Source organism: Defluviimonas sp. D31 (assembly GCF_033436765.1).
In the GTDB taxonomy this organism is placed as follows: domain Bacteria; phylum Pseudomonadota; class Alphaproteobacteria; order Rhodobacterales; family Rhodobacteraceae; genus Albidovulum.
Genome location: NZ_JAWQFN010000003.1, coordinates 12,373 through 38,252, shown reverse-complemented (window position 1 = coordinate 38,252; position 25,880 = coordinate 12,373). Strand labels below are relative to the sequence as shown.

At 68.3% G+C, this 25,880-nt stretch carries 29 protein-coding genes and 1 riboswitch; of the genes, 16 read left to right on the top strand and 13 right to left on the bottom strand.

What is annotated here, in order from left to right:
• The 4 genes from dxs to R5H32_RS06635 all read right to left on the bottom strand — a co-directional run bounded on the left by dxs (position 1) and on the right by R5H32_RS06635 (position 4,032).
• Positions 1-1,917 carry a 1-deoxy-D-xylulose-5-phosphate synthase gene (gene dxs, locus R5H32_RS06650; RefSeq protein ID WP_318337907.1) on the bottom strand — a complete coding sequence of 639 codons (1,917 nt, stop codon included), beginning with the start codon at positions 1,915-1,917 and terminating at the stop codon, positions 1-3.
• Between the two features lie 82 nt (positions 1,918-1,999).
• Positions 2,000-2,866, bottom strand: coding sequence for a farnesyl diphosphate synthase (locus R5H32_RS06645; protein WP_318337906.1), 867 nt, complete (start codon positions 2,864-2,866; stop codon positions 2,000-2,002).
• Positions 2,867-3,103 (bottom strand): exodeoxyribonuclease VII small subunit, encoded by a 237-nt coding sequence (locus tag R5H32_RS06640; RefSeq protein WP_318337905.1) that lies wholly within the window; start codon positions 3,101-3,103, stop codon positions 2,867-2,869.
• A complete protein-coding gene (locus R5H32_RS06635) occupies positions 3,100-4,032 on the bottom strand; it encodes a histone deacetylase family protein (RefSeq protein WP_318337904.1) in 933 nt (310 codons plus the stop codon). The genes R5H32_RS06640 and R5H32_RS06635 overlap by 4 nt, the downstream gene beginning before the upstream one ends.
• A 133-nt stretch (positions 4,033-4,165) precedes the next feature.
• Between R5H32_RS06635 and R5H32_RS06630 the strand changes: the two genes are divergently transcribed.
• The 4 genes from R5H32_RS06630 to R5H32_RS06615 all read left to right on the top strand — a co-directional run bounded on the left by R5H32_RS06630 (position 4,166) and on the right by R5H32_RS06615 (position 6,811).
• Positions 4,166-4,954, top strand: coding sequence for a hypothetical protein (locus R5H32_RS06630; RefSeq protein ID WP_318337903.1), 789 nt, complete (start codon positions 4,166-4,168; stop codon positions 4,952-4,954).
• Positions 4,955-5,166: 212 nt separating this feature from the next.
• Complete coding sequence (locus tag R5H32_RS06625) at positions 5,167-5,505, top strand: hypothetical protein (RefSeq protein WP_318337902.1); 339 nt, start codon at positions 5,167-5,169, stop codon at positions 5,503-5,505.
• Positions 5,502-5,909, top strand: a complete 408-nt coding sequence (locus R5H32_RS06620) for a hypothetical protein (protein ID WP_318337901.1) — start codon at positions 5,502-5,504, stop codon at positions 5,907-5,909. The genes R5H32_RS06625 and R5H32_RS06620 overlap by 4 nt, the downstream gene beginning before the upstream one ends.
• 107 nt (positions 5,910-6,016) lie before the next feature.
• Positions 6,017-6,811 (top strand): hypothetical protein, encoded by a 795-nt coding sequence (locus R5H32_RS06615; RefSeq protein ID WP_318337900.1) that lies wholly within the window; start codon positions 6,017-6,019, stop codon positions 6,809-6,811.
• 16 nt (positions 6,812-6,827) lie between these two features.
• Here R5H32_RS06615 and R5H32_RS06610 read toward each other — a convergent pair whose 3' ends face one another.
• Both R5H32_RS06610 and R5H32_RS06605 read right to left on the bottom strand, forming a co-directional pair.
• On the bottom strand, positions 6,828-7,544 hold the full coding sequence (locus tag R5H32_RS06610; protein WP_318337899.1) for a response regulator transcription factor: 717 nt from the start codon (positions 7,542-7,544) through the stop codon (positions 6,828-6,830).
• Positions 7,541-8,050 carry a MarR family winged helix-turn-helix transcriptional regulator gene (locus tag R5H32_RS06605; protein ID WP_318337898.1) on the bottom strand — a complete coding sequence of 170 codons (510 nt, stop codon included), beginning with the start codon at positions 8,048-8,050 and terminating at the stop codon, positions 7,541-7,543. The genes R5H32_RS06610 and R5H32_RS06605 overlap by 4 nt, the downstream gene beginning before the upstream one ends.
• Before the next feature lie 167 nt (positions 8,051-8,217).
• Between R5H32_RS06605 and R5H32_RS06600 the strand changes: the two genes are divergently transcribed.
• A complete protein-coding gene (locus R5H32_RS06600) occupies positions 8,218-9,087 on the top strand; it encodes a branched-chain amino acid aminotransferase (protein WP_264771503.1) in 870 nt (289 codons plus the stop codon).
• A 46-nt stretch (positions 9,088-9,133) separates the two neighbouring features.
• Here R5H32_RS06600 and R5H32_RS06595 read toward each other — a convergent pair whose 3' ends face one another.
• Positions 9,134-9,991, bottom strand: coding sequence for an SDR family oxidoreductase (locus R5H32_RS06595; RefSeq protein ID WP_318337897.1), 858 nt, complete (start codon positions 9,989-9,991; stop codon positions 9,134-9,136).
• Between the two features lie 94 nt (positions 9,992-10,085).
• Here R5H32_RS06595 and R5H32_RS06590 point away from each other — a divergent pair, with 94 nt between their 5' ends.
• The 5 genes from R5H32_RS06590 (at position 10,086) to R5H32_RS06570 (ending at position 13,916) form a co-directional block, all read left to right on the top strand.
• On the top strand, positions 10,086-10,715 hold the full coding sequence (locus tag R5H32_RS06590; RefSeq protein ID WP_318337896.1) for a class I SAM-dependent DNA methyltransferase: 630 nt from the start codon (positions 10,086-10,088) through the stop codon (positions 10,713-10,715).
• Positions 10,715-11,011: a SelT/SelW/SelH family protein gene (locus R5H32_RS06585; RefSeq protein WP_412098999.1), complete on the top strand. Its 297-nt coding sequence runs from the start codon at positions 10,715-10,717 to the stop codon at positions 11,009-11,011. The genes R5H32_RS06590 and R5H32_RS06585 overlap by 1 nt, the downstream gene beginning before the upstream one ends.
• 4 nt (positions 11,012-11,015) lie before the next feature.
• On the top strand, positions 11,016-11,855 hold the full coding sequence (locus R5H32_RS06580; RefSeq protein ID WP_318337894.1) for an SDH family Clp fold serine proteinase: 840 nt from the start codon (positions 11,016-11,018) through the stop codon (positions 11,853-11,855).
• A gap of 180 nt (positions 11,856-12,035) precedes the next feature.
• Positions 12,036-13,487, top strand: coding sequence for an AMP nucleosidase (locus R5H32_RS06575; protein ID WP_318338241.1), 1,452 nt, complete (start codon positions 12,036-12,038; stop codon positions 13,485-13,487).
• A 141-nt stretch (positions 13,488-13,628) separates the two neighbouring features.
• On the top strand, positions 13,629-13,916 hold the full coding sequence (locus R5H32_RS06570) for an HU family DNA-binding protein (RefSeq protein ID WP_263335347.1): 288 nt from the start codon (positions 13,629-13,631) through the stop codon (positions 13,914-13,916).
• Between the two features lie 141 nt (positions 13,917-14,057).
• Here the strand turns inward: R5H32_RS06570 and R5H32_RS06565 are convergent, their stop codons facing one another.
• A complete protein-coding gene (locus R5H32_RS06565) occupies positions 14,058-15,143 on the bottom strand; it encodes a DUF2817 domain-containing protein (RefSeq protein WP_318337893.1) in 1,086 nt (361 codons plus the stop codon).
• A gap of 223 nt (positions 15,144-15,366) precedes the next feature.
• On the bottom strand, positions 15,367-15,549 hold the full coding sequence (locus tag R5H32_RS06560) for a hypothetical protein (protein ID WP_318337892.1): 183 nt from the start codon (positions 15,547-15,549) through the stop codon (positions 15,367-15,369).
• Between the two features lie 186 nt (positions 15,550-15,735).
• Here R5H32_RS06560 and R5H32_RS06555 point away from each other — a divergent pair, with 186 nt between their 5' ends.
• The gene (locus R5H32_RS06555) at positions 15,736-16,626 is read left to right on the top strand and encodes a DMT family transporter (protein WP_318337891.1); all 891 of its coding nucleotides are present in this window, start codon (positions 15,736-15,738) and stop codon (positions 16,624-16,626) included.
• Here the strand turns inward: R5H32_RS06555 and R5H32_RS06550 are convergent.
• A complete protein-coding gene (locus R5H32_RS06550; RefSeq protein WP_318337890.1) occupies positions 16,623-17,519 on the bottom strand; it encodes a LysR substrate-binding domain-containing protein in 897 nt (298 codons plus the stop codon). The two genes, R5H32_RS06555 and R5H32_RS06550, sit on opposite strands and share 4 nt — an antisense overlap.
• Positions 17,520-17,664: 145 nt before the next feature.
• On the opposite strand from R5H32_RS06550, the gene R5H32_RS06545 reads away from it, so the two are divergent.
• Together R5H32_RS06545 and R5H32_RS06540 are read left to right on the top strand one after the other, a co-directional pair.
• The gene (locus tag R5H32_RS06545) at positions 17,665-18,633 is read left to right on the top strand and encodes an NAD(P)-dependent oxidoreductase (RefSeq protein WP_318337889.1); all 969 of its coding nucleotides are present in this window, start codon (positions 17,665-17,667) and stop codon (positions 18,631-18,633) included.
• An 11-nt stretch (positions 18,634-18,644) separates the two neighbouring features.
• A complete protein-coding gene (locus tag R5H32_RS06540) occupies positions 18,645-19,670 on the top strand; it encodes a sterol desaturase family protein (protein WP_318337888.1) in 1,026 nt (341 codons plus the stop codon).
• A 13-nt stretch (positions 19,671-19,683) separates the two neighbouring features.
• Here R5H32_RS06540 and R5H32_RS06535 read toward each other — a convergent pair whose 3' ends face one another.
• Both R5H32_RS06535 and aroC read right to left on the bottom strand, forming a co-directional pair.
• Positions 19,684-20,340 (bottom strand): HD domain-containing protein, encoded by a 657-nt coding sequence (locus R5H32_RS06535; protein ID WP_318337887.1) that lies wholly within the window; start codon positions 20,338-20,340, stop codon positions 19,684-19,686.
• Positions 20,337-21,446, bottom strand: coding sequence for a chorismate synthase (aroC, locus tag R5H32_RS06530; protein WP_318337886.1), 1,110 nt, complete (start codon positions 21,444-21,446; stop codon positions 20,337-20,339). The genes R5H32_RS06535 and aroC overlap by 4 nt, the downstream gene beginning before the upstream one ends.
• Before the next feature lie 182 nt (positions 21,447-21,628).
• Positions 21,629-21,733, top strand: a riboswitch (TPP riboswitch).
• Between the two features lie 39 nt (positions 21,734-21,772).
• Between aroC and thiB the strand changes: the two genes are divergently transcribed.
• The 3 genes from thiB to R5H32_RS06515 are packed head-to-tail and all read left to right on the top strand — an operon-like array spanning position 21,773 to position 24,985.
• A complete protein-coding gene (thiB, locus tag R5H32_RS06525) occupies positions 21,773-22,762 on the top strand; it encodes a thiamine ABC transporter substrate binding subunit (protein WP_318337885.1) in 990 nt (329 codons plus the stop codon).
• Complete coding sequence (locus R5H32_RS06520; RefSeq protein WP_318337884.1) at positions 22,738-24,303, top strand: ABC transporter permease subunit; 1,566 nt, start codon at positions 22,738-22,740, stop codon at positions 24,301-24,303. Before thiB ends, R5H32_RS06520 begins: the two co-directional genes overlap by 25 nt.
• The gene (locus R5H32_RS06515) at positions 24,290-24,985 is read left to right on the top strand and encodes an ATP-binding cassette domain-containing protein (RefSeq protein WP_318337883.1); all 696 of its coding nucleotides are present in this window, start codon (positions 24,290-24,292) and stop codon (positions 24,983-24,985) included. Before R5H32_RS06520 ends, R5H32_RS06515 begins: the two co-directional genes overlap by 14 nt.
• Before the next feature lie 85 nt (positions 24,986-25,070).
• Here the strand turns inward: R5H32_RS06515 and R5H32_RS06510 are convergent, their stop codons facing one another.
• Entirely contained in the window at positions 25,071-25,865 is a 795-nt protein-coding gene (locus R5H32_RS06510; protein ID WP_318337882.1) for a cytochrome c1, read from the bottom strand.
• Positions 25,866-25,880 lie beyond the last annotated feature (15 nt).

The following is a 25,880-nucleotide window of genomic DNA, read 5'->3' as shown; positions in this document are numbered from 1 at the left end:
TCAGGCGCGCTTGGTCGCGACGCTCGCGACGCCGAGAACCTCGAGCACCTTGGCCTCGATCTCGGGCGCGTTCATGCCGGCGGTGGCGTACATATCCTCGGGGCTCGCCTGGTCGATGAAGGTGTCGGGCAGGACCATCGAGCGGAACTTGTAGCCGCGGTCGAAGACGCCTTCTTCGGCGAGGAGCTGGGCGACATGGCTGCCGAAGCCGCCGATCGCGCCTTCCTCGATGGTGATCAGCGCCTCGTGGTCGCGGACCAGCCGCAGGATCAGGTCTCGGTCGAGAGGCTTGGCGAAGCGGGCGTCGGCCACCGTCGGGGCGAGGCCGCGTGCGGCGAGGGCTTCGCGCGCCTTCAGGACCTCGGCGAGCCGCGTGCCGAAGGAGAGGATCGCGACGCGACCGCCGGTCGCGACGATGCGGCCGCGGCCGATCTCGAGCGGTTGCCCGCGCTCCGGCATCTCGACGCCCACGCCGTCGCCGCGCGGGTAGCGGAAGGCGGAGGGGCGGTCGTCGATCGCGGCCGCCGTGGCGACCATGTGGACAAGCTCGGCCTCGTCGGCGGCGGCCATCACCACCATGTCGGGCAGGTTGGCGAGGAAGGCGATGTCGAAAGCGCCGGCATGGGTGGCGCCGTCGGCGCCGACGAGCCCGGCGCGGTCGATCGCGAAGCGCACCGGCAGGCGCTGGATCGCGACGTCGTGCACGACCTGGTCGTAGCCGCGCTGCAGGAAGGTCGAGTAGAGCGCGCAGAAGGGTTTAAGCCCGGCTGCGGCGAGGCCGGCGGCGAAGGTGACGGCGTGCTGCTCCGCGATGCCGACGTCGAAGCAGCGTTTCGGGAAGCGTTCGGCGAAAAGGTTGAGGCCGGTGCCGTCGGGCATCGCCGCGGTGACCGCGACGATCTTGTCGTCACGCTCGCCCTGCCGGACCAGCGCCTCCGCGAAGACCCTGGTGTAGGAGGGCGCGTTCGACGGTGCCTTCTTCTGCTCGCCGGTGATGACGTCGAACTTGGCCGTGGCGTGGCCCTTGTCGGCGGCGCGCTCGGCCGGACCGTAGCCCTTGCCCTTCTTGGTCAGCACATGGAGGAGGATCGGGCCGGTGGCGCGTTCATGCACCGTGCGCAGCACCGGCAGGAGCTGGTCGAGGTCATGCCCGTCGATCGGGCCGATGTAGGAAAACCCGAGCTCCTCAAAAAGAGTGCCGCCGATGGTCATGCCCTTCAGCATCTCCTTGGCGCGGCGGGCACCTTCCTGGAAGGGCTCGGGCAGGAGGCTGATCGCGCCCTTGGCGGCGGCCTTGAACTCCTGGAACGGCGCGCCGGCATAGAGCCGCGAGAGATAGGCCGACATCGCGCCCACCGGCGGCGCGATCGACATCTCGTTGTCATTGAGGATGACGAAGAGCCGCTTCCCGAGGTGGCCGGCATTGTTCATCGCCTCGTAGGCCATGCCCGCCGACATCGCGCCGTCGCCGATCACCGCCACCGCGTCGCCCGCCTCGCCGCCGAGATCGCGTGCGGCGGCGAAGCCGAGCGCGGCCGAGATCGAGGTCGAGGAATGGGCGGCGCCGAAGGGGTCGTAGGGGCTCTCCGAGCGCTTGGTGAAGCCGGAGAGTCCGTCCTTCTGGCGCAGCGTCCGGATCCGGTCGCGGCGGCCGGTGAGGATCTTGTGCGGGTAGCACTGGTGGCCGACGTCCCAGATGATCTTGTCGCGCGGCGCGTCGAAGACCGCGTGCAGGGCGACGGTCAGCTCCACCACGCCGAGCCCGGCGCCGAGATGGCCGCCGGTGACCGAGACGGCCGAGATCGTCTCGGCCCGGAGCTCGTCGGCGAGGCGACTCAGGTCGCGGTCGGAGAGCGCCTTGAGATCGGCGGGAACCGTCACGCGGTCGAGCGTCGGGGTGTTCGGTCTGTCACTCACTTGGGCGCCTGCTTGCGGTTTCCGGCCGGTTTAGACGGAATCGGGTCCGGGAACAATCGCCTTGGCCCCGTGTAGCCCGCGCTCAGGCGTCGCGGTCCACGACGAAGCGCGCGGCCTCCCGCAGCGCCTCGGCCTTGGCGCCGTAGGGCTCGAGCGCCGCCTCGGCCTCGGCGACCAGCGCGCGGGCGCGGGCTTTTGCCGCCTCAAGACCAAGCAGCGAGACGAAAGTCGCCTTGCCTGCAGCCGCATCCTTGCCGAGCGCCTTGCCGGCCTTCGCGGGGTCGCCCTCGACATCGAGAATGTCGTCGGCGATCTGGAAGGCGAGGCCGAGCGCCTTGGCGTAGGCGGCCAGGGGCGCGGGGTCGGCCCCGGCGAGAAGCGCACCCGAGGTCGCGGCAAAGGCGATGAGCGCGCCGGTCTTGCCGGCCTGGAGTGCTGTGATCTCGTCGAGCGTCAGGGCGCGCGGCGCGGTCTCTGCGGCGATGTCGAGTGCCTGGCCGAGCACCATGCCCTCGGCGCCGGAGGCCAGCGCCAGCGCGCGGACGAGCGCGATCCGGCGCTCGGCGGGGCCAAGGGCGGGGTCGCAGAGAAGCTCGAACGCGAGGGTCTGGAGCGCATCGCCGGCGAGAACCGCGGTCGCCTCGCCCCATTTGACATGGATCGTCGGCTGGCCGCGTCGGAGGTCGTCGTCGTCCATCGACGGCAGGTCGTCATGGACGAGCGAATAGGCGTGCAGGGCCTCGACCGCGGCGGCGGCGGGCATGGCGTGATCCGCCGCGATCCCGTGCAGCGCCGCGCTTTCAAGCACGAGGAAGGCGCGGAGACGCTTGCCGCCCTGGAGGGTGTAACGCATGGCCTGGACGACGGGCACCTCGGCCCGGCTCGCAAGGGCAGCGTCGAGCGCGGCCTGCACACCCGTCTGCGCCGCCTTCAGACGTTCTGGGAACACTCAGAGACCTTCGACCGGGGTGAGGCCGTTCGGCTGGCCGTCGGGGCCGAGCGTGATCTTGGCGACCTTCTCCTCGGCTTCCTTCAGCTTCTTCTCGCAATGGGCCTTGAGCTTCGCGCCCTGCTCATAAAGCGCGATCGACTTCTCGAGCTCGACATTGCCGGATTCGAGGTCGCGCACGACCGTTTCCAGCGCCTTCATCGCCTCTTCGAAGCTCATCTTCCCGATCTCGCTCATGCGCCCCGCTCCATCAGCACCTTGACATGCTGGGCGACCGAAGCGCCCAGTGCGTCGAGATCATAGCCACCCTCCAGGGAGGATACCACCCGGCCCGCGCAGGTCTCCTCGGCGAGGTCGCAGATCGCATGGGTAATCCAGGCGAAGTCGGCCTCGGTCCAGTTGAGGCCGGCGAGCGGATCGTCGCGATGGGCGTCGAAGCCGGCCGAGACGAGGATCAGCTCGGGCCTGAAGGCGGCGACGCGGGGAAGCGCCGCCTCCCAGGCCACGCGCATCTCGTGGCCGCCCGAGCCGGGGCCGAGCGGCAGGTTGACGATCTGGCCATGCGCGCCGGTCTCGTCCGCCGCACCGGAGCCGGGATAGAGCGGCATCTGGTGCGAGGAGACGAACATCGCGCGGGGTTCGTCCCAGAGAAGATCCTGGGTGCCGTTGCCGTGGTGGACGTCGAAGTCGAGCACCGCGACGCGGGACAGCCCGTGATGATCGAGCGCGTATTTCGCGGCGATGGCGACGGTGCCGAAGAGGCAGAATCCCATCGCCCGCGCTCGCTCGGCATGGTGGCCGGGCGGGCGCATTGCGACGAAGGCGTTCGCGGCCGCGCCCGAGAGCACCGCGTCGACTGCCGCCTCCGCGGCGCCGACGGCGCGGAGCGCGGCCTCGAAGGAGTTTGGCGCCATGAAGGTGTCGGGGTCGAGCTTGGCCCAGCCGGTGCCGGGCGAGGCCTTGCGGATCAGGTCCAGGTAGGCGGGCGTGTGGCAGCGCAGCACCTCCTCGGCGTCCGCTTCGGGGGCGGTCCGCCGGTCGAGGGCGGCGAAGGCGTCGGCGCGGAGCGCGGCGTAGATTGCCTCGAGTCGCTCCACCCGTTCGGGATGTCCGGTTGGCGTGACATGCTGCAGGGCGGCTGGGTGGGTGTGGAACTGCGTCGTCATGTATCGAACTTAGCGAAGTTGCGACTTCTGGCAACAAGACCGGAAGATTGTGGCTGGGATTGATTCATATCAAAACATGAATGTGTAGAGTCCGCATTTTGGGACGTGGTTTTCCTATTTGAATGAGGACGCAATGAAAAACCAAATCAAAAAGATTGCGGCGGGTTTCGGCATATCGGCGCTCGCTCTGACGGCGGTGATCGCTGGACCGGAAGTGCTGGGATTCGGAGCCGCCGGTGTGGCGCAGGCGGCTGACAATACCGACGGGTCAGGCGGTCAGGGCAGCGGTCAGGGTAACCAAGGCGGCCAAGGCCAGGGCAGCAAGGGTGCGCAATCCGGCCAGGGCAATCAGGGCGGACAGGGGTCCGGCCAGGGCGGACCCGATGCGGGCTCCGATTCTAAGGGTCCGCAAGCCGGCGGCCCTGCGACAACTGGCAGCAGCGGCGGCAAGCCAGCTTGGGCGCAGGAGGGCATCCCCGAGATCGAGCTTGGCCGCCTGAACGTGGCGCGATCGCCTGACCAGGTGCTGCAGCGCGCTTACGACGAGGCGGTCGCGGCTCTGAAGGTCTCGCCGGAGATGGTCGATTTCTACTCGATGGATCTCGACGACATGATCCTCGAGCTGTCGACGAACTGGGATAATGTCACGCTGCTCGACTCGCCGCTGCAGAATCTCGCGCTGCTGAAGGATGCGCTCGACGGCAGTTCGGTCCTGACCGAGACGCTCGGCGTAACCAACACGAACGATACGCTCCTTGCCGCATTCCTCGGCGTGGCCTCCGACAAGAACGTGGCAATCAGCACCGACACTGCGACCGCGATTTCCACGATCCTCGGCACGCCGCTCGACGAAGCCGAGGCGGCCGCGCTTGCCGTCGACGCCGAGGCGGTCCGGATCGCGGTTCTGGCCGGGCACGGCTAAGAAAAGGTGCCAATCCTACAAGAATGCGGCCCGGCCCGGTACATCCTGCATGTGCCGGGCCGACCATTGGCAATATTAGGAGAAGAAGATGTTTTCGGCTGACCGGAGAATTTCTTGCCCCCGATTGAGCACCTTGTCGGTGCTCGCGCTTTCGGTCACGGCGTTCGTGCTTATGCCGTCGGGCGGGATCACCCCCGGGACAGGGGAGGTCCGTGCACAAGAAGACCATGCCGACAGTGGCGGGCATGGCGGCGGCCGGCGCGGCGGCGGAGGGCATGACGATGGCGGGCATGATGACAGTGGTCATTCTGGCGGCGGTCATTCTGGCGGCGCTGGCGGGCATGGCACCGGTCAGGGCCAGGGCGCGGGTCAGGGCCAAGGCGCAGGCCAGGGACAGGGCCAGGGCGCGGGTCAAGGCCAAGGCGCAGGCCAGGGCCAGGGCGCAGGCCGCGGACAGGGTCGCGACAAGCTGGGGCAGCGGCCCGGCGGGCGACCGGTCTGGGCGCGGGAGGGCATCCCGGAGGTCGAACTCGGCCGGCTCAACGTCGTGAGGTCTCCCGATCACGTCCTGCAGCGCGCCTTCGACGAAGCACTGGCAGGCCTGTCGCCGGGGATGGTCGATTTCTATTCGAAGAGCCTCGATGAGATGATCATGGAACTGTCGATCAACTGGGACGAAACCTCGCTTCTCGACTCGCCGCTGCAGAATCTCGCGCTGTTCAAGGATGCGCTTGACGGGAGTTCGGCGCTTACGACACGAGGCGTCAGAAACACCAATGGCACGCTGATGGCGGCGTTCCTGGGGGTCGCGTCCGACAAGAACCTGCCGATCACCTCGGACACGGTGACCGCGGTGTCGACGATCCTCGGCCAGCCGGTGACCGGAGCCGCGGCGAGCGCGCTGGCTGACGATGCCGAGGCGGTGCGGATAGCGGTGCTTGCGGGACACGGCTGAGAAAAAACTGTCGCCAAAGGGCATTTTTCTTGGCCTGTGCAGGGTTTGGCGATCAAAAATGGACCCATCGAGCAAGATCGGCGTCACGCCGGCGAAACGGAGAGCCAATGCAGGCGTATTTCTTTGCTGCAGCGTTGTGCGGCGCGGCGGTGGCTGCGAGCCCCATCTCGGCGCAAGACGCTGGCAACCCCTTCGGCCTTGGGTCCGCAAGTGTAACCTACGGCCCCTATGTGCGGGCCGAGCTTGGCGCGACGTCATCGGACTTCAAGGACGGAAACTGGCTACCGCCGGGACAGTCGGATCCAAGGGTGTACTTCGACCTTGGCGGTGATGAATCCGGGTTTGGCGGCATCGCTTTCGGCTACGACTGGATGAACGGCTTTCGCGCGGACGTCGGGGTGATCACGATGAGCAGCGTGGATGCGACCGGACCGTGGAGCTACACGGTACCGTCGGTCCCCGGCCCCCACGCCGAGATTACCGCGGCGCCGGTGCGGACCACGGCGATGATGGGCAATTTGTTCTATTCGCCACTGGAGCAGCGCGGCGTCAATTCCCGGCTTCAGCCCTATTTCGTTGTCGGGCTTGGGATTGCGCGCAACAAGCTTGGCGACTGGACGCGCGAAAATGCCGCCTCGGGCAACCCGGTGCGCACCTTTGCCGGCAATTCCTCGGACGACGCGGCCTATTCCTTGGGCGCGGGGATATCGTGGCAGGCGACGGAACCCGGGCAGCGACCGGTCCTTGTCGACTTCTCGCTGAGGTATTTCGACTTCGGAGCGGTCGAGGGCGGCACGACATCGCTGGGTGCCGGCGGGCGCACGCCCCGCGAGGCGCTGAACTTCACGCGCCAGGATACCGTCGTTTCCGTCGGCGTCCGGGTTCCGCTGAACCGGTACTGAGCAGGATGCCGGGGCGCTATTCCGGCGCCAGCATGTAGCCCGCGCCGCGTACCGTCTGCAGGTAGCGCGGCTGCTTGGGATCGGCCTCGAACTTGCGCCGGAGCCGGGTGATCTGGACATCGACCGCACGTTCCTGGGCCTGGCCGCTCTCGCCCTTGCCGTTGCCTCGGCCGAGATCCTCGACGAGTTCGGTGCGGCTCACCGGCTCGCCGCTGCGCGCCGCGAAGATCCGCATCAGCGCCGCCTCGGTCGCGGTCAGCCTCACCAGACTGTCGCCGCGCCACATCTCGCCGCGGTCGACGTCGTAGCGCACATCGCCGAGATGCAGCACCTTCGGCGCCTTCGGTTCGGTCGAGGCGGGCGCGCGGCGCAGGATCGCATTGATGCGCAGGAGAAGTTCCTTCGGCTCGAACGGCTTGGCGAGGTAGTCGTCGGCCCCGGCCTCGAGCCCGGCGATGCGGTCGGCAGTGTCACCGCGCGCGGTCAGGAGCAGGATCGGCGTCGTCATCCGCTCGCGAAGATCGCGGGTCAGGCTCACCCCGTCCTCGCCGGGCATCATCACGTCCATGACGATCAGGTCGAAGTCGAGCCCCTTCAGGAGCCGCCGCGCATGGGCGGCGTCGCGGGCCGCGGAGACATAGAACCCGTGCCGGACGAGGAACTTCTGCAGCAGCCCCCGGATCCGCTCGTCGTCATCGACGATGAGAAGGTGCAGTTCGGCGCGTTCACTCATACGCTGTGATCCTTCATCGACTGGTAATGGCGGCGGATGTCGGGATCCATCATCGCCTCGAGCACCTGGCGGAACCCGGCCACGGCGGCCGGGCCGGCGGCGCGGTAGGCCGCGCGCATCCGGGCGCGCTGGGCGTCGGAGAGTTCGCGTTCCAGCGTCGCGCCCTTCTCGGTCAGGTGGAGATGGCGTTCGCGCTTGTCGCGCCGGCCGACGCGGCTTTCGACGAGGCCGTCCTCCACCAGCGTCCGGAGCACCCGGTTCAGCGACTGCTTGGTCACGCCGAGCATCGTCAGGAGCGTGTTGACCGTCAGTCCCGGCTGACGGTTGATGAAATGGATCGCCCGGTGATGGGCGCGGCCATATTCGTAGTTCTCGAGAATCCGGTCGGGATCGGCGGTGAAGGCGCGATAGGCGAAGAACATCGCCTCGATGCCCTTCCTGAGCTGTTCGTCGGTCAGGAACAGCAGGCTTTCGCCGCCTTGCGTTCCCGGGCTGCCCGCCGCCATTTCCGCGATCCTCTGTGCCTCTGGTCCGGTTCCTGCCGATTTTATGTCAGCTATGTTGACTTTCCAAGAATCAATTGCTAGCGGTTGCCGGAAATCGCGCAATATTATGTCCGGATCGGACTTAAAGCGCGCAACATTTGGAAATCGGCGGGGCCGAGGAGGGCAAGATGGCTGGTGCCTATGACGATCGCGACGGCAAGATCTGGATGGATGGCAAGCTCGTGGAGTGGCGCGACGCGAAGGTTCATATCCTGACCCACGCGCTGCACTACGCCTCCTCGGTCTTCGAGGGCGAACGCTGCTACAACGGCAAGATCTTCAAGAGCTCCGAGCATTCCGCGCGGCTCTTGCGCTCGGGCGAGCTTCTGGACATGCCGATCCCCTATTCGGTCGAGGAGATCAACGCGGCCAAGGAAGCGGTGCTGAAGGCCAACGGCTGGGACAACGCCTATGTCCGCGCGCTGGCGTGGCGCGGGTCGGGCGAGGACATGGGTGTCGCGGCCAAGCGCAACCCGGTCCGGCTCGCGGTCGCGGCCTGGGAATGGGGCAGCTATTACGGCGACGCCAAGATGAAGGGCGCCAAGCTCGACATCGCCAAGTGGCGGCGGCCGGATCCGGCGACGATCCCCTGCGAGGCGAAGGCGGCCGGGCTTTACATGATCTGCACGATGTCGAAGCACGCCGCCGAGGCCAAGGGCTGCTCGGACGCGATGATGTTCGACTACCGCGGCTATGTCGCCGAGGCGACCGGCGCCAACATCTTCTTCGTCAAGGACGGCGAGGTGCATACGCCGAAGCCAGACTGCTTCCTCAACGGCCTGACGCGCCAGACGGTGATCGGGATGCTGAAGGACATGCAGGTCAAGGTGCATGAGCGCCACATCATGCCGGAGGAGCTGGAAAGCTTCGAGCAGTGCTGGCTGACCGGCACCGCGGCCGAGGTCACGCCGGTCGGGCAGATCGGCGACTATCACTTCGAGGTCGGCGAGCTGACGAAGCGGGTCGCGAGCGAATACGAGAAGCTCGTGCGGGCCTGAGACCGGGCAACGATTTTTCGGCGAATAATCGGGGGGGGCGCCGGGGTCAGCCGGTTGCGTGCAGGAGCGCGCGGAGTCCCGCCCGGTAATCGGGATAGGCGAGCGCGACCCCAAGGTCGCGCTTGATCCGGTCGTTCCGCACCCGCTTCGATTCCGCGTAGAAGCTGCGGGCGAGCGGGGTCATCTCGGCCTCGTCATAGGGCACTTCGGGCGGCAGCGGCAGGCCGAGAAGACGCGCGGCCTCGGCCAGAACGTCCTCCGGCGGCGAGGGATCGTCGTCGGCGAGGTTGTAGACAGCGCCGGGGTCGGGGCGGGCGATCGAGGCGGCGAGCACGGTCGCGATGTCCTCGACATGGATGCGGCTGAAGAACTGGTTTTCCCGGATGATGCGGCGCGCGGTGCAGTTCCGGACCTTCTCGAACGGGCCGCGGCCCGGGCCGTAGATCCCGGCGAGGCGGAAGATGTGGAGCGGCAGGCCGCTGTGTTCGGCGAGGGCTTGCCACTGGCTTTCGGCCAGCACCCGGATCCGGCCGCGCTTCGTCGAGGGCGTGAGCGGCGTCGTCTCGTCGACCCAGCCGCCCTGGTGGTCGCCGTAGACGCCCGTCGTCGAGAGGTAGCCGACCCATTGCAGATGCGGCGCGGCGGCGGCGATGGCGTCGGTATGGGCGGCGAGGACCGGATCGCCCGCCTCGTCGGGCGCGATCGAGACGAGAACATGCGTGGCGCGGGCAAGTGCGGGCTTGAGATCGTCGCCGGGCCAGATCAGCGCCTCGATGCCTTCCCGACGGAGCCGCTCGGCCTTCTCGGTGCGACGGGTGGTGCCGATGATGGTCCAGCCGTCAAGCCGGCGGGCGAGGGCGGCGGCGGAATAGCCGTGGCCGAGGGAGAGAAGCGTCGCTGTCATGGCGCGACTATCCGGCGCGGTCCCGGCCGGCGCAAGGGGGCGCGACAATGCGCGCCGGCTTGACGGCGGGCCTTCGCGATGGCTGGATGCGGGCATGGGAGACCAGGATCAGGAACTCGACGCCGCCTATGCGCTGAAGACGCCCGAGGATTCGGTGCGGCTCTATGGCGACTGGGCGACGACCTATGACACCGATTTCGCGGCGGCGATGGACTACCGCTCGCCTGTCGAGGTTGCGCGCGCCTATGCGGGGCTCGGGGGTGCGGCGCCGGTGCTCGATGTCGGCGCCGGGACCGGGCTGGTCGGCGAGGCGCTGAAGGCGGCGGGGATCGGTCCGGTGGACGGGCTCGACATCTCGGCCGCGATGCTGGCCGAGGCGGCGGCCAAGGGCGCTTACCGGGACACGATCGTCGCGGACCTGACGGGCAAGATCGGCCTGCCCGACTCGGCCTATGCCGGCGTGGTCAGCGCGGGCACCTTCACCTCGGGCCATGTCGGGCCGGAGGCGTTCGAGGAGCTTCTGAGGATCGCCGTGCCGGGGGCCATCTTCGCGGTCACGGTGCACAGCGCGGTCTATGAGGCCGGCGGTTTCGCCGCCCATTTTGCGTCCTTGGGCCCCAGGATCGCCGATTTCCGCACCGTGCCGTTCCGGGTCTACGGACCGGCCGCAGAGGGTGAACACAGCGACGACATCGGCTGGATCGTCAGTTTCCGGAAGGCATGATGGACGACGCCACGCCCCGGCCGGGGATCACCATCCGCTACTGCACCCAGTGCAACTGGCTCCTGCGGTCGGCTTGGCTGGCGCAGGAACTGCTGTCGACCTTCGGCGAGGAATTGGGCGGGGTGACGCTGATCCCCGGCAGCGGCGGCGTCTTCGAGATCCGCGTCGACGGCGGGACGGTCTGGGAGCGCAAGCGCGACGGCGGCTTTCCCGAGGCGAAGGTGCTGAAGGCGCGGGTTCGTGACCGGATCGCGCCGGGGCGCGATCTCGGCCATATCGACCGGGCGGGAGGCTGAGCCGATGTCCTTCTCGATTACCGACGCGCTCTGGCTCTTCCTGATCCTCTCGGCCTTGCAGCCGATGATCGCGCGCAAGATCACTGACATGCGGCGTCTGGCGATGATATCGCAGATCGAGAAGCAGCGCGGCAGCCGGGTGATCCTGATGGTGCACCGGCAGGAGACCATGCGGCTCCTCGGCTTTCCGCTGGTGCGCTACATCGACATCCAGGACAGCGAGGACGTGCTTCGCGCGATCCGCATGACCGACGACGACATGCCCCTGGACATCGTGCTGCACACGCCCGGCGGGCTGGTCCTCGCCGCGTTGCAGATCGCCCGCGCGGTCGAGGCGCACAAGGGCAAGGTCACGGTCTTCGTGCCGCATCACGCGATGTCGGGCGGTACGCTGATCGCGCTCGCCGCCGACGAGATCGTGATGTGCGAGCATTCGGTGCTGGGGCCGATCGATCCGCAGATCGGACAGTATCCCGCCGCCTCGATCCTGAGCGCGGTGGAGCGAAAGCCGGTGGCGGAGGTCGACGACGCGACGCTGATCCTTGCCGATGTGGCGAGGAAGGCGCTCGACCAGGTGATCGGCGCGGCGACGGCACTTCTCTCGGTCCGGATGCCGAAGGAGAAGGCGGCGGCACTCGCCGGGACGCTCGCCTCGGGGACCTGGACCCATGACTATCCGATCGCGGCGGCCGAGGCGGCAGCCCTCGGGCTGCCGGTCGCGACGACGATGCCGGAAGAGGTGCTGACGCTGATGACGCTTTATCCCCAGCCGGTGCGGCAATCGGGCGGGGTCGAGTTCCTTCCGGTGCCGCGCGAACGCCCGGCGCGGGCGCCGAAGGGCTGAGGCGCCGGGCCTTGCGGGGCCCCGGGCGATCTGTCACGGTTTGGCATGACGAAACGCAGCGATTTCCCCGAACCGAGACCCGCAACCAGCCACGAGGCGAAGCCCCGGCGGCCGAAGCCGGACCGGTCGGGGGGCGGGGGAGCCAGCCCGATGAACGTGCCCGACCATGCGCCGACCCTGATGCCGAAGGCGGCCGCGCCGGAGGCCTTCACCGATGCCGCCTCGGCGGTGGCGCGGCTCGAGGCGCTCTATGCCCAGGCGACGCGGTTCCTCTTCGACCGCTTCACAGACACGCTGGCGGGCGCCCGGCCCGAGGCAAGGATGCGCGCCTTCTACCCGGAGGTGCGGATCACCACGACGAGCCATGCCAAGGCCGACAGCCGCCTGAGCTTCGGCCATGTCGCGACCCCCGGCACCTATACCGCGACGATCACCCGGCCCGATCTCTTCCGCAACTACCTGATCCAGCAACTTGAGCTTCTGATCCGCAACCACGGTGTGCCGGTCGTGGTCGGTCCTTCGACGACGCCGATCCCGGTGCATTTCGCGGTCGCCTCGAATCCCGCGGTCTCGGTGCCGCAGGAGGGTGTGCTCGACTTCCCGCTGCGCGACGTCTTCGACGTGCCGGACCTCGCGACGACGAGCGACGACATCGTCAACGGCACCGCGAAGGCCAATCCCGACGGTTCCGGCCACCTCGCGCCCTTCACCGCGCAGAGGGTGGACTATTCGCTCGCCCGGCTGTCGCATTACACCGCGACGGGCCCGGAGCATTTCCAGAACCACGTCCTTTTCACCAACTACCAGTTCTATGTCGACGAGTTCGAGGCCTTCGCCCGGCAGGCGCTGGCGGATCCGGCCTCTGGCTACACGAGCTTCGTGGCGCCCGGAAACCACGAGATCACCGATGCCGACGGCGAGATCCCGGCGCTGCCGAAGATGCCGCAGATGCCGTCCTACCACCTCAAGCGGCGGGGCGGGCAGGGGATCACGCTGGTCAACATCGGCGTCGGCCCGTCGAACGCCAAGACCGCGACGGACCATATCGCGGTGCTGCGCCCCCATGCCTGGCTGATGGTCGGCCACTGTGCCGGTTTGAGAAACAGCCAGTCGCTGGGGGACTTCGTCCTCGCCCATGCGTATCTGCGCGAGGACCGGGTGCTTGACGACGACCTGCCGGTCTGGGTGCCGGTGCCGGCGCTCGCCGAGATCCAGATCGCGCTGCAAGAAGCGGTGGCCGAGGTCGCCGAGGTCGAGGGGTTCGAGCTCAAGAGCATCATGCGGACGGGCACGGTGGCCACGGTCGACAACCGCAACTGGGAGCTTCGCGACCAGACCGGGCCGGTGCACCGGCTGTCGCTGTCGCGCGCCATCGCGCTTGACATGGAAAGCGCCACGATCGCGGCGAACGGGTTCCGGTTCCGGGTGCCCTACGGCACGCTCCTTTGCGTCTCCGACAAGCCCTTGCACGGCGAGCTGAAGCTGCCAGGCATGGCGACGGATTTCTACCGCACACAGGTCAGCCGGCACCTTCTGATCGGGGTCCGGGCGATGGAGCGGCTGCGCGATATGCCGCTCGAACGCATCCACAGCCGGAAGTTGCGCAGCTTCGAGGAGACGGCGTTTCTCTGAGGGCGTGGCAAAACGGCCAGAATCCCCGAAAAACCGCGAAAATCGCTTGCTTTGAGCCACAAAAGATTGTGTAGCAACACTACATGACGCTTAATGGCGCAGAATAACCCCCATCCGAGGGGTCACAGTGAGGAGACATACATGTCGAAACCGATGACCAAGACCCAGCTCGTCGCCGCCCTGGCCGAAGAGATGGGCGCCGACAAGAAAACCGCCTCGGGCGCCCTGGACGCGATCGCCTCGGTGGTGACCCGTGAAGTCGCCGCCGGCGGCGCCGTCACCATTCCCGGCATCGGAAAGGTTCAGTGCCGCGCCCGTCCCGAGCGCCAGGTGCGCAACCCCGCCACCGGCGAGACGATGATGAAGCCGGCCGACAAGGTCGTGAAGGTCTCGATCGCGAAGGCGCTGAAGGACACCGTCAACGGCTGATTGCCGGCTGCGCCCCGTCCGGGCGCGCCAGCAGTCTTCTAGGCCGCCTTCGGGCGGCCTTGCTTTTTTGGGTTCGAGTGCCAACCCGGTGCCTGATCATCAGACCGTCTGGAGCCGGGGCGCGGTTCGTCCAATTCGTGTCTAGCGCCAAGCACATAGGCCAGCGACCATCTGGTCTATCAGTTCCGGCCCCCTGGCCAGGACAAATCGACGCCAGGCGACGTCTTCGGGACAGCAGGCGTTCATGTAATCCGCGCGCAGCCGGTCGTGATCCGGATCGTCCCGCCCCTCGAAACGGAGCCATCGGTCGAGGCGGTCGGCGCGGAAGATGGCATAATCGTCCACGGTACCGAACTCGATGACCGCTCCCGCGATCCGGGAGGCAGGAAGCTCCTGCCGGATCGAGCGGCACAGCAGACCCTCGTATGCGGGCACCGCTCCGGTTCGAAACGCGTTGTTGCCGGGGCGCGCGAGCTGCCACCAGCTCATCGCGGCCCTGGACTCGTCGGTTCCCCCTTCGTCGAAGATCAGAGGTACGATCTCGCCGTAGCGTCCAATACCCGTATGCCAGTCGATGAAGCCGATCCTCGCAGCGGATGCGAGGTGCTCCTTGACGATTCGCCGAAAGGTCACATTGGACCATTCCGGCGCCGTGCCGGTGTAGAAGATGCCATCCTGCCGGGTTCCCTGTCCTTCCCAGCTTTCGCCCTCGATCTGCCATCCGTTCGCGTCGAGATAGTCCTTGTAGGCTTCATAGGCCCCGAGGTGTTCGGAAGCCACACGCGCGCTGCCATGAAGAAACGGCGCGAGCCTGTCGTAGGAGGGATTTTCGCGGCCAGATGTGCCGTCACCGAACCAGAAATTGCGGTTGAGGTCGACGTTGTTCTCGGTCGCTCTCGTCTTGTGCGAGAATGCCCAGGGATTGATGGCGTGCACGAGGACGATCTTGACGCCATCGGGGATGTCTGCGGCGTCGCGAGTGACCAGCCAACGGTGAAGGATAGCGGAGCCGCAATAGCCCTCCGAGCCGTGCGTTCCCGAGATGACGAATGCTGCGGAGGGTGCGTCCTCGTTGCCGACGACGGCAACGTCACAGGCAAGGTATTCACCGTCCTTTCCTGCAAGGTCATCGCGGCCGTAAGTGAACAAACGTGCCCGGATGGAGCCGGACGCTCCAAGGAACTTGTGCCGCGCTTCCGAAAAACTGTCAGAGAAGCTGTCAATCATCGCGTCCTCCGGACACCAGCTTGCGACTGAAATCATCAGTCGCCGATGCCGTAGGCTCTTTCAACAGGGAATGTGGGCCGCCTCACAGGCCATTGGAGAAGCGTCCGATGCGATCGGGATTGAGCCGGCTTGCACGTCCATACATTTGTTTCATGTAGGGAAGGGTGCCGCTCGGAAGCGCGGCCTTTTCCGGCCGCCGCAGTCGCGTGGTGGCAGGACGCGCTCAGGCGAATCCGTCGCCGCGGCAGGAAGGGCAGCGCGAGACCTTGATGCCGAAACAGCCGGTGCAGCGGTCGAAATGCGGGTTGCCGCGATGGTCCATCCCGCGCGGCACTTCGCCCTTGCCGCCGCAGATCGTGCAGGGCACCCGCCCCGTGCCGTGGCAGCGGTGGCACCTGCGTTTCATATCCGGAGACTGGCTCCCGGAGGGGTTGGGTTTCCTCATCGCGCGTCCGATTCCTTCGCGGCACCTGTCCTTGAGTCCTTGCCCCGCAGGAAAACATGCTGGGCCGCGCCTGTCACGCCGCTCACGAAATATTGGTTTCCCGGCCGGGATCGTGTAGGGCGGCGACAGGGCGGCCAGGGGGACGGAATGGACATACGCGCGATCTTCATGGGCCTTGCCTTCGCGCTGATGTGGTCCTCGGCCTTCACCTCGGCGCGGATGATCGTCGCCGACGCGCCGCCCTTGACCGCGCTGTCGCTCAGGTTCCTGATCTCGGGCCTGATCGGCGTCGGCATCGCCCGCGCGATGGGGCAGAGCTGGCGGCTCTCGCGCGGCCAGTGGCGCTCCGTCGCGGTGTTCGGCCTCTGCCAGAACGCGCTCTATCTCGGGCTCAATTTCGTCGCGATGCAATGGGTCGAGGCCTCGCTCGCCGCGATCATCGCCTCGACGATGCCGCTGCTGGTGGCGCTGCTGGGCTGGCTCTTCTTCGGCGAGAGGGTGCGGCCCCTGGGGCTCGCCGGTCTTGTCGCCGGGGTCGCCGGGGTCGCGATCATCATGGGCTCGCGCCTCACCGGCGGGGTGAGCCTGCCGGGTATCGCGCTTTGCGGGGCGGGGGCCTTGGCGCTCGCGGTGGCGACGCTGACGGTTCGGGGGACGTCGTCGAAGGGCAACGTGCTGATGATCGTCGGGTTGCAGATGTTCGTCGGCGCGGGTGTCCTTGCCGTGGCGGCGGTCCTGACCGAGAGCTGGCAGGTCAACTGGACGCCGCGGCTCGGGCTCGCCTTCGCCTACACGACGCTGGTGCCCGGCCTGATCGCCACCTGGGTCTGGTTCCGGCTCGTCGACCGGATCGGCGCGGTGCGCGCCGCGACCTACCACTTCCTCAACCCGTTCTTCGGCGTCGCCGTGGCCTCGGTGCTGCTCGGGGAAACGCTTGGCCTCGCCGATATCGTCGGCGTTGTCATCGTCGCGGCCGGCATCCTCGCGGTGCAGCTCTCGAAACGCGCCCCGGCGCCGGTCGTGGCGGCGGCGCGCTAGCCGGAGGCGCCCGCGTCCTCCGCGAAACGGGCAAGCAGCCAATCCTCGAAGAGCGCCGCCTCGGGCCGGGGCCGCCGCGCCGTGGCGGGGCGCATGAGGTAATGCGCTTGCGGAAAGCCGATCGGCGCGCCGACGATGGCGACGGCCCGTCCGGCGCGCACCGCGCTTTCGGCGAAGCGGGCGACGACGCAGGCATGGCCGCCGCCGGCCTCCACAAGCTCGAGCGCGGCGATCGAGGTGTCCACGGCGAAGCGGTGGCCGGTGCCGTCGCTCTCGATCCCGGCGGCCGCGAAATAGCGCCGCCAGTTGTCGTCGTGGCCGAGGATGTGGATCAGGGGGCCGGCCGCAAGGTCTTTCGGACCGCGGATATCGGAGGCGCTCCGCGCCGCGGTCACCGGGACGATGGCCTCGCTCGAGACCCGCAGCGCCTGCGCATCCGGCCAGTCGCCGTGGCCGAGCCGGATCTCGACATCGACATCGTCGCCAAGGGTCGAATCCGCCCAGATGTTGGAGACCATGCGGATGTTGATCTTCGGATGGGCGCGGGCGAAATCGGGCAGGAGCGGAGCGAGCCAGAGCGCCGCGGTCGAGATCGGCAGCTTGACGACGATGGTCTGCTTCGCCGTCGGGCCGAAAAGGCTCGTCGTGGTGCGGCCAATATCGGTGAGCGCCTGGCGCACCGTCGGCAGGTAGGCCTTGCCAAGATCGGTGAGGTCGAGCCCGCGCGCCTTTCGGGTGAAGAGCCGGCAGCCGAGCGCGGATTCGAGCGCCTTCATGTGCTGGCTGACGGCGGTCTGGGTGAGGCCGAGCTCGCGCCCCGCCTCGGTGAAGTTCAAGAGCCGCGCCGCCGCCTCGAAGGTCCGCAGCCAGGTCAGGTTCGGCAGGCGTTGCATGTCGCTAGACCCAAAAAATCTTGCCTCTAACGGCCAAATATATTCGTTATTCTTTTTGCTTGCCAGTACCTACCCTTGCCGAGATAGGACCGCGAGGAGCCCGTCGCCGGACAGGCCGGCCGGGATGCGGTGAGGGAGAGCGCGAATGAAGGTTGGATTCATCGGTCTTGGAAACGTGGGCGGCAAGCTCTCGGGGAGCCTTCTGCGGAACGGCATCGACCTCACGGTGCATGACCTCAACGCGGCCCTCGTGGCCGATTTCGTCAAGCGCGGCGCCAAGGCCGCCGAGAGCCCGGCGCAGCTGATGCGCGACTGCGACGTGGTGATCACCTGCCTGCCCTCGCCCGCCGCTTCGGACGCGGTTATGGCGGAGATGCTGCCCGAGGTGAAGCCCGGCAAGATCTGGATGGAGATGTCGACCACCGACTATGCCGAGGTGCAGCGCCTCGGCGCCAGGGTGATCGGACAGGGCGGCGCGGCGGTCGACAGCCCGGTCTCGGGCGGCTGCCACCGGGCGGCGACCGGCAACATCTCGATCTTCGCGGGCTGCGACCGCGCCACTTTCGAGCGGATCCTGCCGTTCCTCACGACGATGGGCCGGCGCATCCTGCACACCGGGCCGCTCGGTTCCGCTTCGATCCTGAAGGTGGTCACGAACTACCTCGCCACCGCGAACCTCATCACCTGCTGCGAGGCGCTGGTGGTGGCCAAGGCCGCCGGCATGGATCTCAACACCGCTTACGAGGCGATGAAGATCTCCTCCGGTACCTCCTTCGTCCACGAGACCGAAAGCCAGGTCATCCTCAACGGCTCGCGCGACATCTCCTTCACGATGGACCTCGTGAAGAAGGATATCGGCCTCTTCCAGGAGGTCGCCGACCGCGCCGGGGTGCCGCTGGAGGTGAGCCCCGTCCTGATCGACATCTTCAACGACGGCATCGCCCGCTACGGCGACCGCGAATACTCGCCGAACATCATCAAGCGGCTCGAGGAGGCGACCGGCCTCGACATCCGCGCGCCGGGCTTCCCGCCCGAGATGCTCGACGACGAGCCGGAGGAGCCCGGCTACGAGGTCATCCCGCAGGGCGCCGACCGGCGCGTTGCGGCCGCGTGAGGATCATCCCCATGACGGACATCACCGCCGAGCCCACTCGCGCCGCGGCACCCGAGCCCGGCGCGATGAGCCGGGAGTGGCACTGGCACCCGGAGCTGCCGGTCGGGCATGCACCCTACTGGCACTGGCCGCCGAAGCCGCTCACGCTCGCGAAATGGCTCTGGACCAACTGGCTGCAGTTCTCCGACCGCTCGATGTTCCTCGCCTTCGCCTTCGTCGTCGCCTTCTGGCTGCAGCCGGTGACGGGCGAGCAGGCCACGTTCCAGCCGGGCTGGATCGGCTGGGTGCTCCTGCGCAACTACATCTCGCTGATCGTGGTCGCGGGCGGGCTGCACATCTGGTTCTACGGGATCGACGGCCAGGGCAAGCGGCTGAAATACGACCCGCGCCCGATCTCGACGCGCAAGAACGCGCTTTACAAGTTCAACTCGCAGCTTGCCGACAACATGTTCTACAACCTCGCCTCGGCGGTGCCGATCGTCTCGGCCTACGAGGTCCTGTTCCGCTGGCTCTATGCCAACGGCACGCTGCCGACGCTCGGCTTCGCCGAACACCCGGTCTGGTTCTTGCTCGTCTTCCCGCTCCTGGCGGTGTGGCAGAGCCTGCACTTCTATGTCATCCACCGGCTGATCCACTGGCCGCCGCTTTACCGCCACGTCCATTCGGTGCATCACCGCAACGTCAATCCCGGCCCCTGGTCCGGCAACTCGATGCATCCGGTGGAAAGCGCCGCCTATTTCAGCGCGCTGCTGCTGCTTGCGGTGCTGCCCGCCCATCCGGTGCATTTCCTCTTCCTCACCTACTGGCTCCTCCTCGGCGCGGCCTCGTCGCATTCGGGCTACGAGGGGATCTGGGTGAAGGACAAGTCGCGGCTTCTGATCGGGGCGTTCTTCCACCAGCTTCATCACCGCTACTACGAGTGCAACTACGGCAATTCCGAAATGCCCTGGGACAAGTGGTTCGGCACCTTCCACGACGGCTCGGAGGAGGCGACGCGCGAGACCCGCGACCGCAAGCGGCGGATGCACGGGCAATAGGGCCGGCGGCCCGCTACCAGTCCGGCGCCGGCTGGCCAAGTTCCGTGGCCAGTTCGGCGAGATAGCGATGCATCGTGGCGGCGCGGGCCTCGGCCATGCGCCGCCCGGTCGTGGTCAGGAAGGTCTCCGGCAGCTTGAGGAGCTTCACGGCGAAATGGTCGAGCGCAAAGGCCCGGTCGTCGACCGGGCGCGTCGCGGCGAAGGGATCGGCGCCGTCGAAGAGCGGCCGGCCGAGCGCGGCGGAGACCGCGAAACAGCGGGCAATGCCGATGGCGCCCAAAGCCTCCAGCCGGTCGGCGTCGCGCAGGATCGCCGCCTCCGGGGTGCGTGGCGCGACCCCGCCGGAATAGCTGTGCGCCGCGATCGCATGGGCCGACGCCGCGATCTCTTCCGGGGCGAGGCCGAGCGCCGTGAGGATCGGGCCGGACGCCTCGGCCGACAGTGCGGCGGCGCGGGCGCGGTCGGGGTGGTCCTTGGGCAGGGTCACGAGGTCATGCAGGTAGGCGGCACAGAGCAAGACCCGCGTCGGCGCCATGCCCTCGCCTGTCGCGATCGCGCGGGCATTGGCCCAGACCCGGTCGGCATGGGCGAGGTCATGCGCGGCGTCCCGGTCTCCACCGCACTCGGCCAGCGCCGTTCGCAACGCCTCGCGGAGCGGCGCGAAGGTCACGACGCCCCGATCGGACCCCGCGCGCCGCCGGTCTGCGCCCGGTCCAGAAGCAGGTGGTCGAGGATCACGCAGGCCATCATCGCCTCGCCTACCGGCACCGCGCGGATGCCGACGCAGGGGTCGTGGCGGCCCTTGGTGACGATCTCGCTCTCCTCGCCGGAAATGGAGATGGTCTTGCGCGGCGTCAGGATCGACGAGGTCGGCTTCACCGCGAAGCGCACCACCACGTCCTGCCCGGTCGAGATGCCGCCGAGGATGCCGCCGGCGTGGTTCGTGGAATAGGCCGGTCGGCCGTCATTGCCCATGAAGATCTCGTCGGCATTCTCGACCCCGGTCAGCTCCGCCGCCGCCATGCCGGCGCCGATCTCGACACCCTTCACCGCGTTGATCGACATCATCGCGGCGGCGAGATCGGTGTCGAGCTTTCCGTAGACCGGCGCGCCGAGTCCCGCCGGCACGCCCGAGGCCACGACCTCGACGACCGCACCGACAGAATTGCCGGACTTCCGAAGCTCGTCGAGATGCTCGGCCCAGATCGCCGCCGACGCGGCATCGGGGCACCAGAACGGGTTGTTCTCCACCTCCGCCATGTCGAAGCGGTCGCGGTCGGCCTTCAGCCGCCCCATCTGCACCATGTAGCCCGTGATCCGGACCTCGGGCGCGAGCAGCTTCAGCACCTCGCGCGCGACGCCGCCGGCCGCCACCCGCGCCGCCGTCTCGCGCGCCGAGGAACGGCCGCCGCCGCGCGGATCACGGATCCCGTATTTCTGCCAGTAGGTGATGTCGGCGTGACCGGGGCGGAACCGCTGCGCGATCTCGCCGTAATCCTTCGAGCGCTGGTCGGTGTTCTCGATCATCAGCTGCACGGGCGTCCCGGTGGTCCGCCCCTCGAAGACGCCGGAGAGAATGCGCACCGCATCCGGCTCGCGCCGCTGGGTCGTGTACTTCGACTGCCCCGGTTTCCGCCGGTCGAGCCAGTGCTGCAGCATCGCCTCGTCGACCGCCACGCCCGGCGGGCAGCCGTCGACCGTCGCGCCGAGCGCCGGCCCGTGGCTCTCGCCCCAGGTGGTGACGCGGAAGAGGTGTCCGAACGTGTTGAGGCTCATGGGCGGGCTCCTTTGCCTTCGCGGCATAGCGAAGCCCGCGCCGCCGCTCAAGCATTCTCGGCCCCGCCCCCCTTCATCTTGCCCGAAATATCCCGGCGTGAGCCCCGGACCAGGTCCGGGGCGAGGGGCAGCGCCCCTCCCTCGCGTTTCCGCTTGCGCCACGCCCTGCCGGCGCTATGGTGCGCCCCACCTCGGGGTGCCCTCGATCCAGGGCTGAGATGCGGCAACGCGAACCCGTAGAACCTGAACCGGTTAAGACCGGCGGAGGGAAGGTCCGGCCCCGCGCCACCACCATCTCCGCCCGCCTGACCATTGGAGGATGAGAGATGAGACATTCCCTGATGATCGCGGGTCTCCTGTGCGCCACCACCGCCGCCGCGCAGGACAAGCCCGTGCTGACCGTCTACACCTATGACAGCTTCGTCTCCGAATGGGGGCCGGGGCCGCAGGTCGAGGCCGCCTTCGAGGCCGAATGCGGCTGCGATCTCAACTTCGTCGCGTCCGGCGACGGCGCGGCGCTGCTTGCGCGCGTGCTCCTCGAAGGCGACAGCACCGAGGCAGATATCGTGCTCGGGCTCGACACCAACCTGACCGCGAAGGCCGCCGACAGCGGGCTTTTCGCCGACCACCCGGCGCTCGACGTGAGCTGGAGCCTGCCCATCGACTGGGCCGACCCCATCTTCGTGCCCTATGACTGGGGTCAGTTCGCCTTCGTCTACGACAGAACGAAAACCGAGACTGTCCCGGCCGATTTCGAGGCGCTCGCCGCCTCCGACCTGACAATCGTGATCGAGGATCCGCGCTCCTCCACCCCCGGCCTCGGGCTTCTCTACTGGGTCAAGCAGGCCTATGGCGAGCGCGCGCCCGAGATCTGGGCGGGGCTCGCCGACAATATCGTCACGGTGACGCCGGGCTGGTCCGAGGCCTATGGGCTCTTCCTCGAGGGCGAGGCCGACATGGTGCTCTCCTACACCACCTCGCCCGCCTATCACCTGATCGCCGAGAGCGACGACACCAAGGCGGCGGCCCCCTTCACCGAGGGCCATTACCTGCAGGTCGAGGTCGCCGCGAAGCTCGCCGGCACCGACCAGGGCGCGCTGGCCGACCGCTTCCTCGCCTTCATGACCTCAGACGCGTTCCAGTCGCTCATACCGGAAACCAACTGGATGTACCCGGCCGTCACCCCGGCGGCCGGCCTGCCCAAGGGTTTCGAGACCCTGATCCGGCCGGAAAAGAGCCTGCTCTATTCCGCCACCGAGGCCGCCGCGATCCGCGACGCGGCACTTGCCGAATGGCAGACCGCGCTCAGCCGCTGAGCCCGGGCCTCGGCGCCGGCGCGGGGATCGCGGCGACGCTGATCCTCGCGCTCACGCTCGGCACGCTCGGCGCGGTGATCCACCGCGCCGGGGGGCTCGGCAGCCTCGGCCCGGCCGATTGGGCGGCGCTGCGCTTCACCGTGACCCAGGCGGCCCTTTCTGCGGCCCTCAGCCTCCTCCTCGCCATCCCCGTCGCGCGCGCGCTCGCCCGGCGCCGGTTTCCCGGCCGGGGCGTCCTCATCACGCTCCTTGGCGCGCCCTTCATCCTGCCGGTGATCGTCGCAGTGATGGGGATCCTCGCGATCTTCGGCCGCGCCGGGCTCCTGAACGACGCGCTCGCCGCGCTGGGGGCGGAGCGGGTCTCGATCTACGGGCTGTCGGGCGTCGTCCTCGCCCATGTCTTTCTCAACCTGCCCCTCGCGGTGCGGCTCCTCCTTCAGGGCTGGCGCGGGATCCCGGCCGAGCGCTTCCGCCTCGCCGCCGCGCTCGGCTTTTCCAGCACCGACATATCCCGCCATCTAGAACGGCCGATGCTGCGCGCGCTCGGCCCCGGCATCTTCGTCACCATCTTCCTGATCTGCCTCACCAGTTTCGCCGTCGCGCTGACACTTGGCGGCGGCCCGAAGGCGACGACGGTCGAGCTTGCGATCTACCAGGCGTTCCGCTTCGATTTCGACCTCGGCCGCGCCGCTCAGCTCGCGAGCCTGCAGCTCGCGCTCTGCGCCACGGCGACCCTCGCCGCCGCCCGCCTCACCCTGCCCGCGGGCTTCGGCGCCGGGCTTGACCGTGCGCTCGCCCGGCCCGATGCGGCGACGCTTCCCCTGAAGCTGCAGGACGCGGCCGCGATCTCGGTCGCGAGCCTCTTTCTCCTCGCGCCCCTCGCCGCCGTGATCCTCGCGGGCCTGCCAAGCCTCGCGACGCTACCCGCCCCGGTCTGGGAGGCCGCCCAGCGCTCGCTTCTCGTAGCGCTCGCCTCGACGGCCCTCGCGATCGCCCTCGCGCTGCCGCTCGCGCTCGCAATCGCCCGCTCGAAGGGCCGGCTTCTCGAAACCATCGGCATGCTGCCCCTCGCGACCTCGGCGCTCGTCATCGGCACCGGCCTCTTTCTGCTCCTCCGCGGGCTCGCGAGCCCCGCCGCGCTTGCCCTGCCGGTCACCGCCGCCGTCAACGCGGTGATGGCGCTGCCCTTCTGCCTGCGGGCTCTGATCCCCGCGGCGCGCGACCTCGAAACCGATTACGGGCGGCTCGCCGAAAGCCTGGGGCTCTCCGGTGCCGCGCGGCTCCGGCACCTCACCCTGCCGCGGCTGCGCCAACCGCTCGGCTTCGCCGCCGGGCTGACGGCGGCGCTCTCGATGGGCGATCTCGGCGTCATCGCGCTCTTTGCCGATGCCGAGCGGGCGACGCTGCCCCTGCAACTCTACCGGCTGATGGGCGCCTACCGTATGGCCGACGCCGCCGGCGCGGCGGTGCTGCTCCTTGCCCTCAGCCTTGCGCTCTTCTGGATCCTCGACCGCGGAGGCCGCGCCGATGCTCAGGCTTGACACCCTCGTCATCACTCAGGACGACTTCCGGCTCACCGCCGATTTCAGCGTCGCCGCCGGCGCCCGCGTCGCGGTGATCGGCCCCTCCGGCGCCGGCAAGTCGACGCTTCTGTCGGTGATCGCGGGCTTCTACCCCGCCGCCAGCGGCCGCGTCCTCTGGAACGGTGCCGACATCACCCGGCAGCCGCCGGCGCGCCGGCCGCTCTCGATCCTCTTTCAGGACCAGAACCTCTTTCCGCACCTGACCGTGGCCGAAAACGTCGGCCTCGGCCTGCGCCCCGACCTCCGCCTGTCGCCGGCCGAACGCGCCGCCGTCGCCCGCGCGCTGGAGCGCACCGGCCTAGCCGGGCTCGAGGCGCGCCGGCCCGCCAAGCTCTCGGGCGGCCAGCAAAGCCGTGTGGCGCTCGCCCGCGCGCTCCTGCGTGCCCGGCCCCTGATGCTGCTCGACGAGCCCTTCGCGGCCCTCGGCCCCGCGCTCAAGGCCGAGATGCTCGACCTCGTGGCCGAGATCGCCGCCGAGACCGGCGCCACGGTTCTGATGGTCAGCCACGACCCCGCCGACGCCCGCCGCTTCGCGCCCGAGACCATCGTCGTTGCCGGGGGCGTCGCCCATCCGCCGCAACCGACGGCCGCGCTCCTCGACAACCCGCCGCCCGCGCTCGCCGCCTATCTCGGAAAATGAAAACGCGCCCCCGAAGGGACGCGCCTCGTTTTCTTCATTGCCGAAATACCCCGGGGGTCCGGGGGCAGCGCCCCCGGCTCCGCTGTCAGGCCTGGACCTTCTTCTTGCCCTTGTGGGGCGCCCAGAGCCGCTTGTTGGTCAGGTACAGAAGCACCGTCAGGAGCCCTAGGAACAGCACGGCGACGAAGCCCGCCTGCTTGCGCGCCATCATCTTCGGCTCGGCCGTCCACATCAGGAAGGCCGCGACATCCTCGGCCATGTGATGCACCGAGTTGTCGTGCCCGTCGGCATATTCGACCTGCCCGTCCGAGAGCGGCGGGTTCATCGCGATCAGCCCGCCCGGGAAAGCCTTGTTCTCGTAGAAGGTCGTCCCGGCCTGCTCGACCTCGTGGCCGGTATAGCCGGTGAGGATCGAATAGATGTATTCCGGACCGCCGATGCCGCGGAAGAACTGGTTGATCCCGGTGCCGTAAGGCCCGTGGAAGCCCGCGCGCGCCTTGGCCATCAGGCTCAGGTCGGGCGCGTTCGAGAGCGCGGACTTGGGGAAGAAGTCGTTCGGCGTCGCCTCGCGCTCCTCGCCGGTGTCCTTGTCGATCGCGGTGAACTGGGTGGCATAGGCGCGCACCTGGTCTTCCGGCAGATGCGGCCCGCCCTCGTCCGACAGCGAGCGGATTGGAACCAGCTTCATGCCGTGGCAGCCGGCGCAGACCTCGGTATAGACCTGCAGCCCTCGCTGGAGCTGGTGCTCGTCATACTTCCCGAACGGGCCCTCGAAGGAGAAGGCCACGTCCTCGATGTGCTGCTCGCCGCCGCCAGCCGCAAGGGCCGCGCCCGAAAGCGCCAGAACGGAGGCCGCCGTGATTGCGATTTTCCTCAGCATCTCAATCGGTCCTTT

Coding starts and splice junctions, on each gene's coding strand:
- R5H32_RS06635 (WP_318337904.1), bottom strand. CDS start 4,032: ATGACGACGCAGTTCCACACCCACCCAGCCGCCCTGCAGCATGTCACG.
- R5H32_RS06570 (WP_263335347.1), top strand. CDS start 13,629: ATGTCGAAACCGATGACCAAGACCCAGCTCGTCGCCGCCCTGGCCGAA.
- R5H32_RS06520 (WP_318337884.1), top strand. CDS start 22,738: ATGGCAGACCGCGCTCAGCCGCTGAGCCCGGGCCTCGGCGCCGGCGCG.
- R5H32_RS06600 (WP_264771503.1), top strand. CDS start 8,218: ATGGCTGGTGCCTATGACGATCGCGACGGCAAGATCTGGATGGATGGC.
- R5H32_RS06580 (WP_318337894.1), top strand. CDS start 11,016: ATGTCCTTCTCGATTACCGACGCGCTCTGGCTCTTCCTGATCCTCTCG.
- R5H32_RS06640 (WP_318337905.1), bottom strand. CDS start 3,103: ATGAGCGAGATCGGGAAGATGAGCTTCGAAGAGGCGATGAAGGCGCTG.
- R5H32_RS06615 (WP_318337900.1), top strand. CDS start 6,017: ATGCAGGCGTATTTCTTTGCTGCAGCGTTGTGCGGCGCGGCGGTGGCT.
- R5H32_RS06515 (WP_318337883.1), top strand. CDS start 24,290: ATGCTCAGGCTTGACACCCTCGTCATCACTCAGGACGACTTCCGGCTC.
- R5H32_RS06585 (WP_412098999.1), top strand. CDS start 10,715: ATGGACGACGCCACGCCCCGGCCGGGGATCACCATCCGCTACTGCACC.
- R5H32_RS06595 (WP_318337897.1), bottom strand. CDS start 9,991: ATGACAGCGACGCTTCTCTCCCTCGGCCACGGCTATTCCGCCGCCGCC.
- R5H32_RS06630 (WP_318337903.1), top strand. CDS start 4,166: ATGAAAAACCAAATCAAAAAGATTGCGGCGGGTTTCGGCATATCGGCG.
- R5H32_RS06565 (WP_318337893.1), bottom strand. CDS start 15,143: ATGATTGACAGCTTCTCTGACAGTTTTTCGGAAGCGCGGCACAAGTTC.
- R5H32_RS06555 (WP_318337891.1), top strand. CDS start 15,736: ATGGACATACGCGCGATCTTCATGGGCCTTGCCTTCGCGCTGATGTGG.
- thiB (WP_318337885.1), top strand. CDS start 21,773: ATGAGACATTCCCTGATGATCGCGGGTCTCCTGTGCGCCACCACCGCC.
- R5H32_RS06575 (WP_318338241.1), top strand. CDS start 12,036: ATGCCGAAGGCGGCCGCGCCGGAGGCCTTCACCGATGCCGCCTCGGCG.
- R5H32_RS06590 (WP_318337896.1), top strand. CDS start 10,086: ATGGGAGACCAGGATCAGGAACTCGACGCCGCCTATGCGCTGAAGACG.
- R5H32_RS06610 (WP_318337899.1), bottom strand. CDS start 7,544: ATGAGTGAACGCGCCGAACTGCACCTTCTCATCGTCGATGACGACGAG.
- R5H32_RS06540 (WP_318337888.1), top strand. CDS start 18,645: ATGACGGACATCACCGCCGAGCCCACTCGCGCCGCGGCACCCGAGCCC.
- R5H32_RS06545 (WP_318337889.1), top strand. CDS start 17,665: ATGAAGGTTGGATTCATCGGTCTTGGAAACGTGGGCGGCAAGCTCTCG.
- R5H32_RS06510 (WP_318337882.1), bottom strand. CDS start 25,865: ATGCTGAGGAAAATCGCAATCACGGCGGCCTCCGTTCTGGCGCTTTCG.
- R5H32_RS06560 (WP_318337892.1), bottom strand. CDS start 15,549: ATGAAACGCAGGTGCCACCGCTGCCACGGCACGGGGCGGGTGCCCTGC.
- aroC (WP_318337886.1), bottom strand. CDS start 21,446: ATGAGCCTCAACACGTTCGGACACCTCTTCCGCGTCACCACCTGGGGC.
- R5H32_RS06550 (WP_318337890.1), bottom strand. CDS start 17,519: ATGCAACGCCTGCCGAACCTGACCTGGCTGCGGACCTTCGAGGCGGCG.
- R5H32_RS06605 (WP_318337898.1), bottom strand. CDS start 8,050: ATGGCGGCGGGCAGCCCGGGAACGCAAGGCGGCGAAAGCCTGCTGTTC.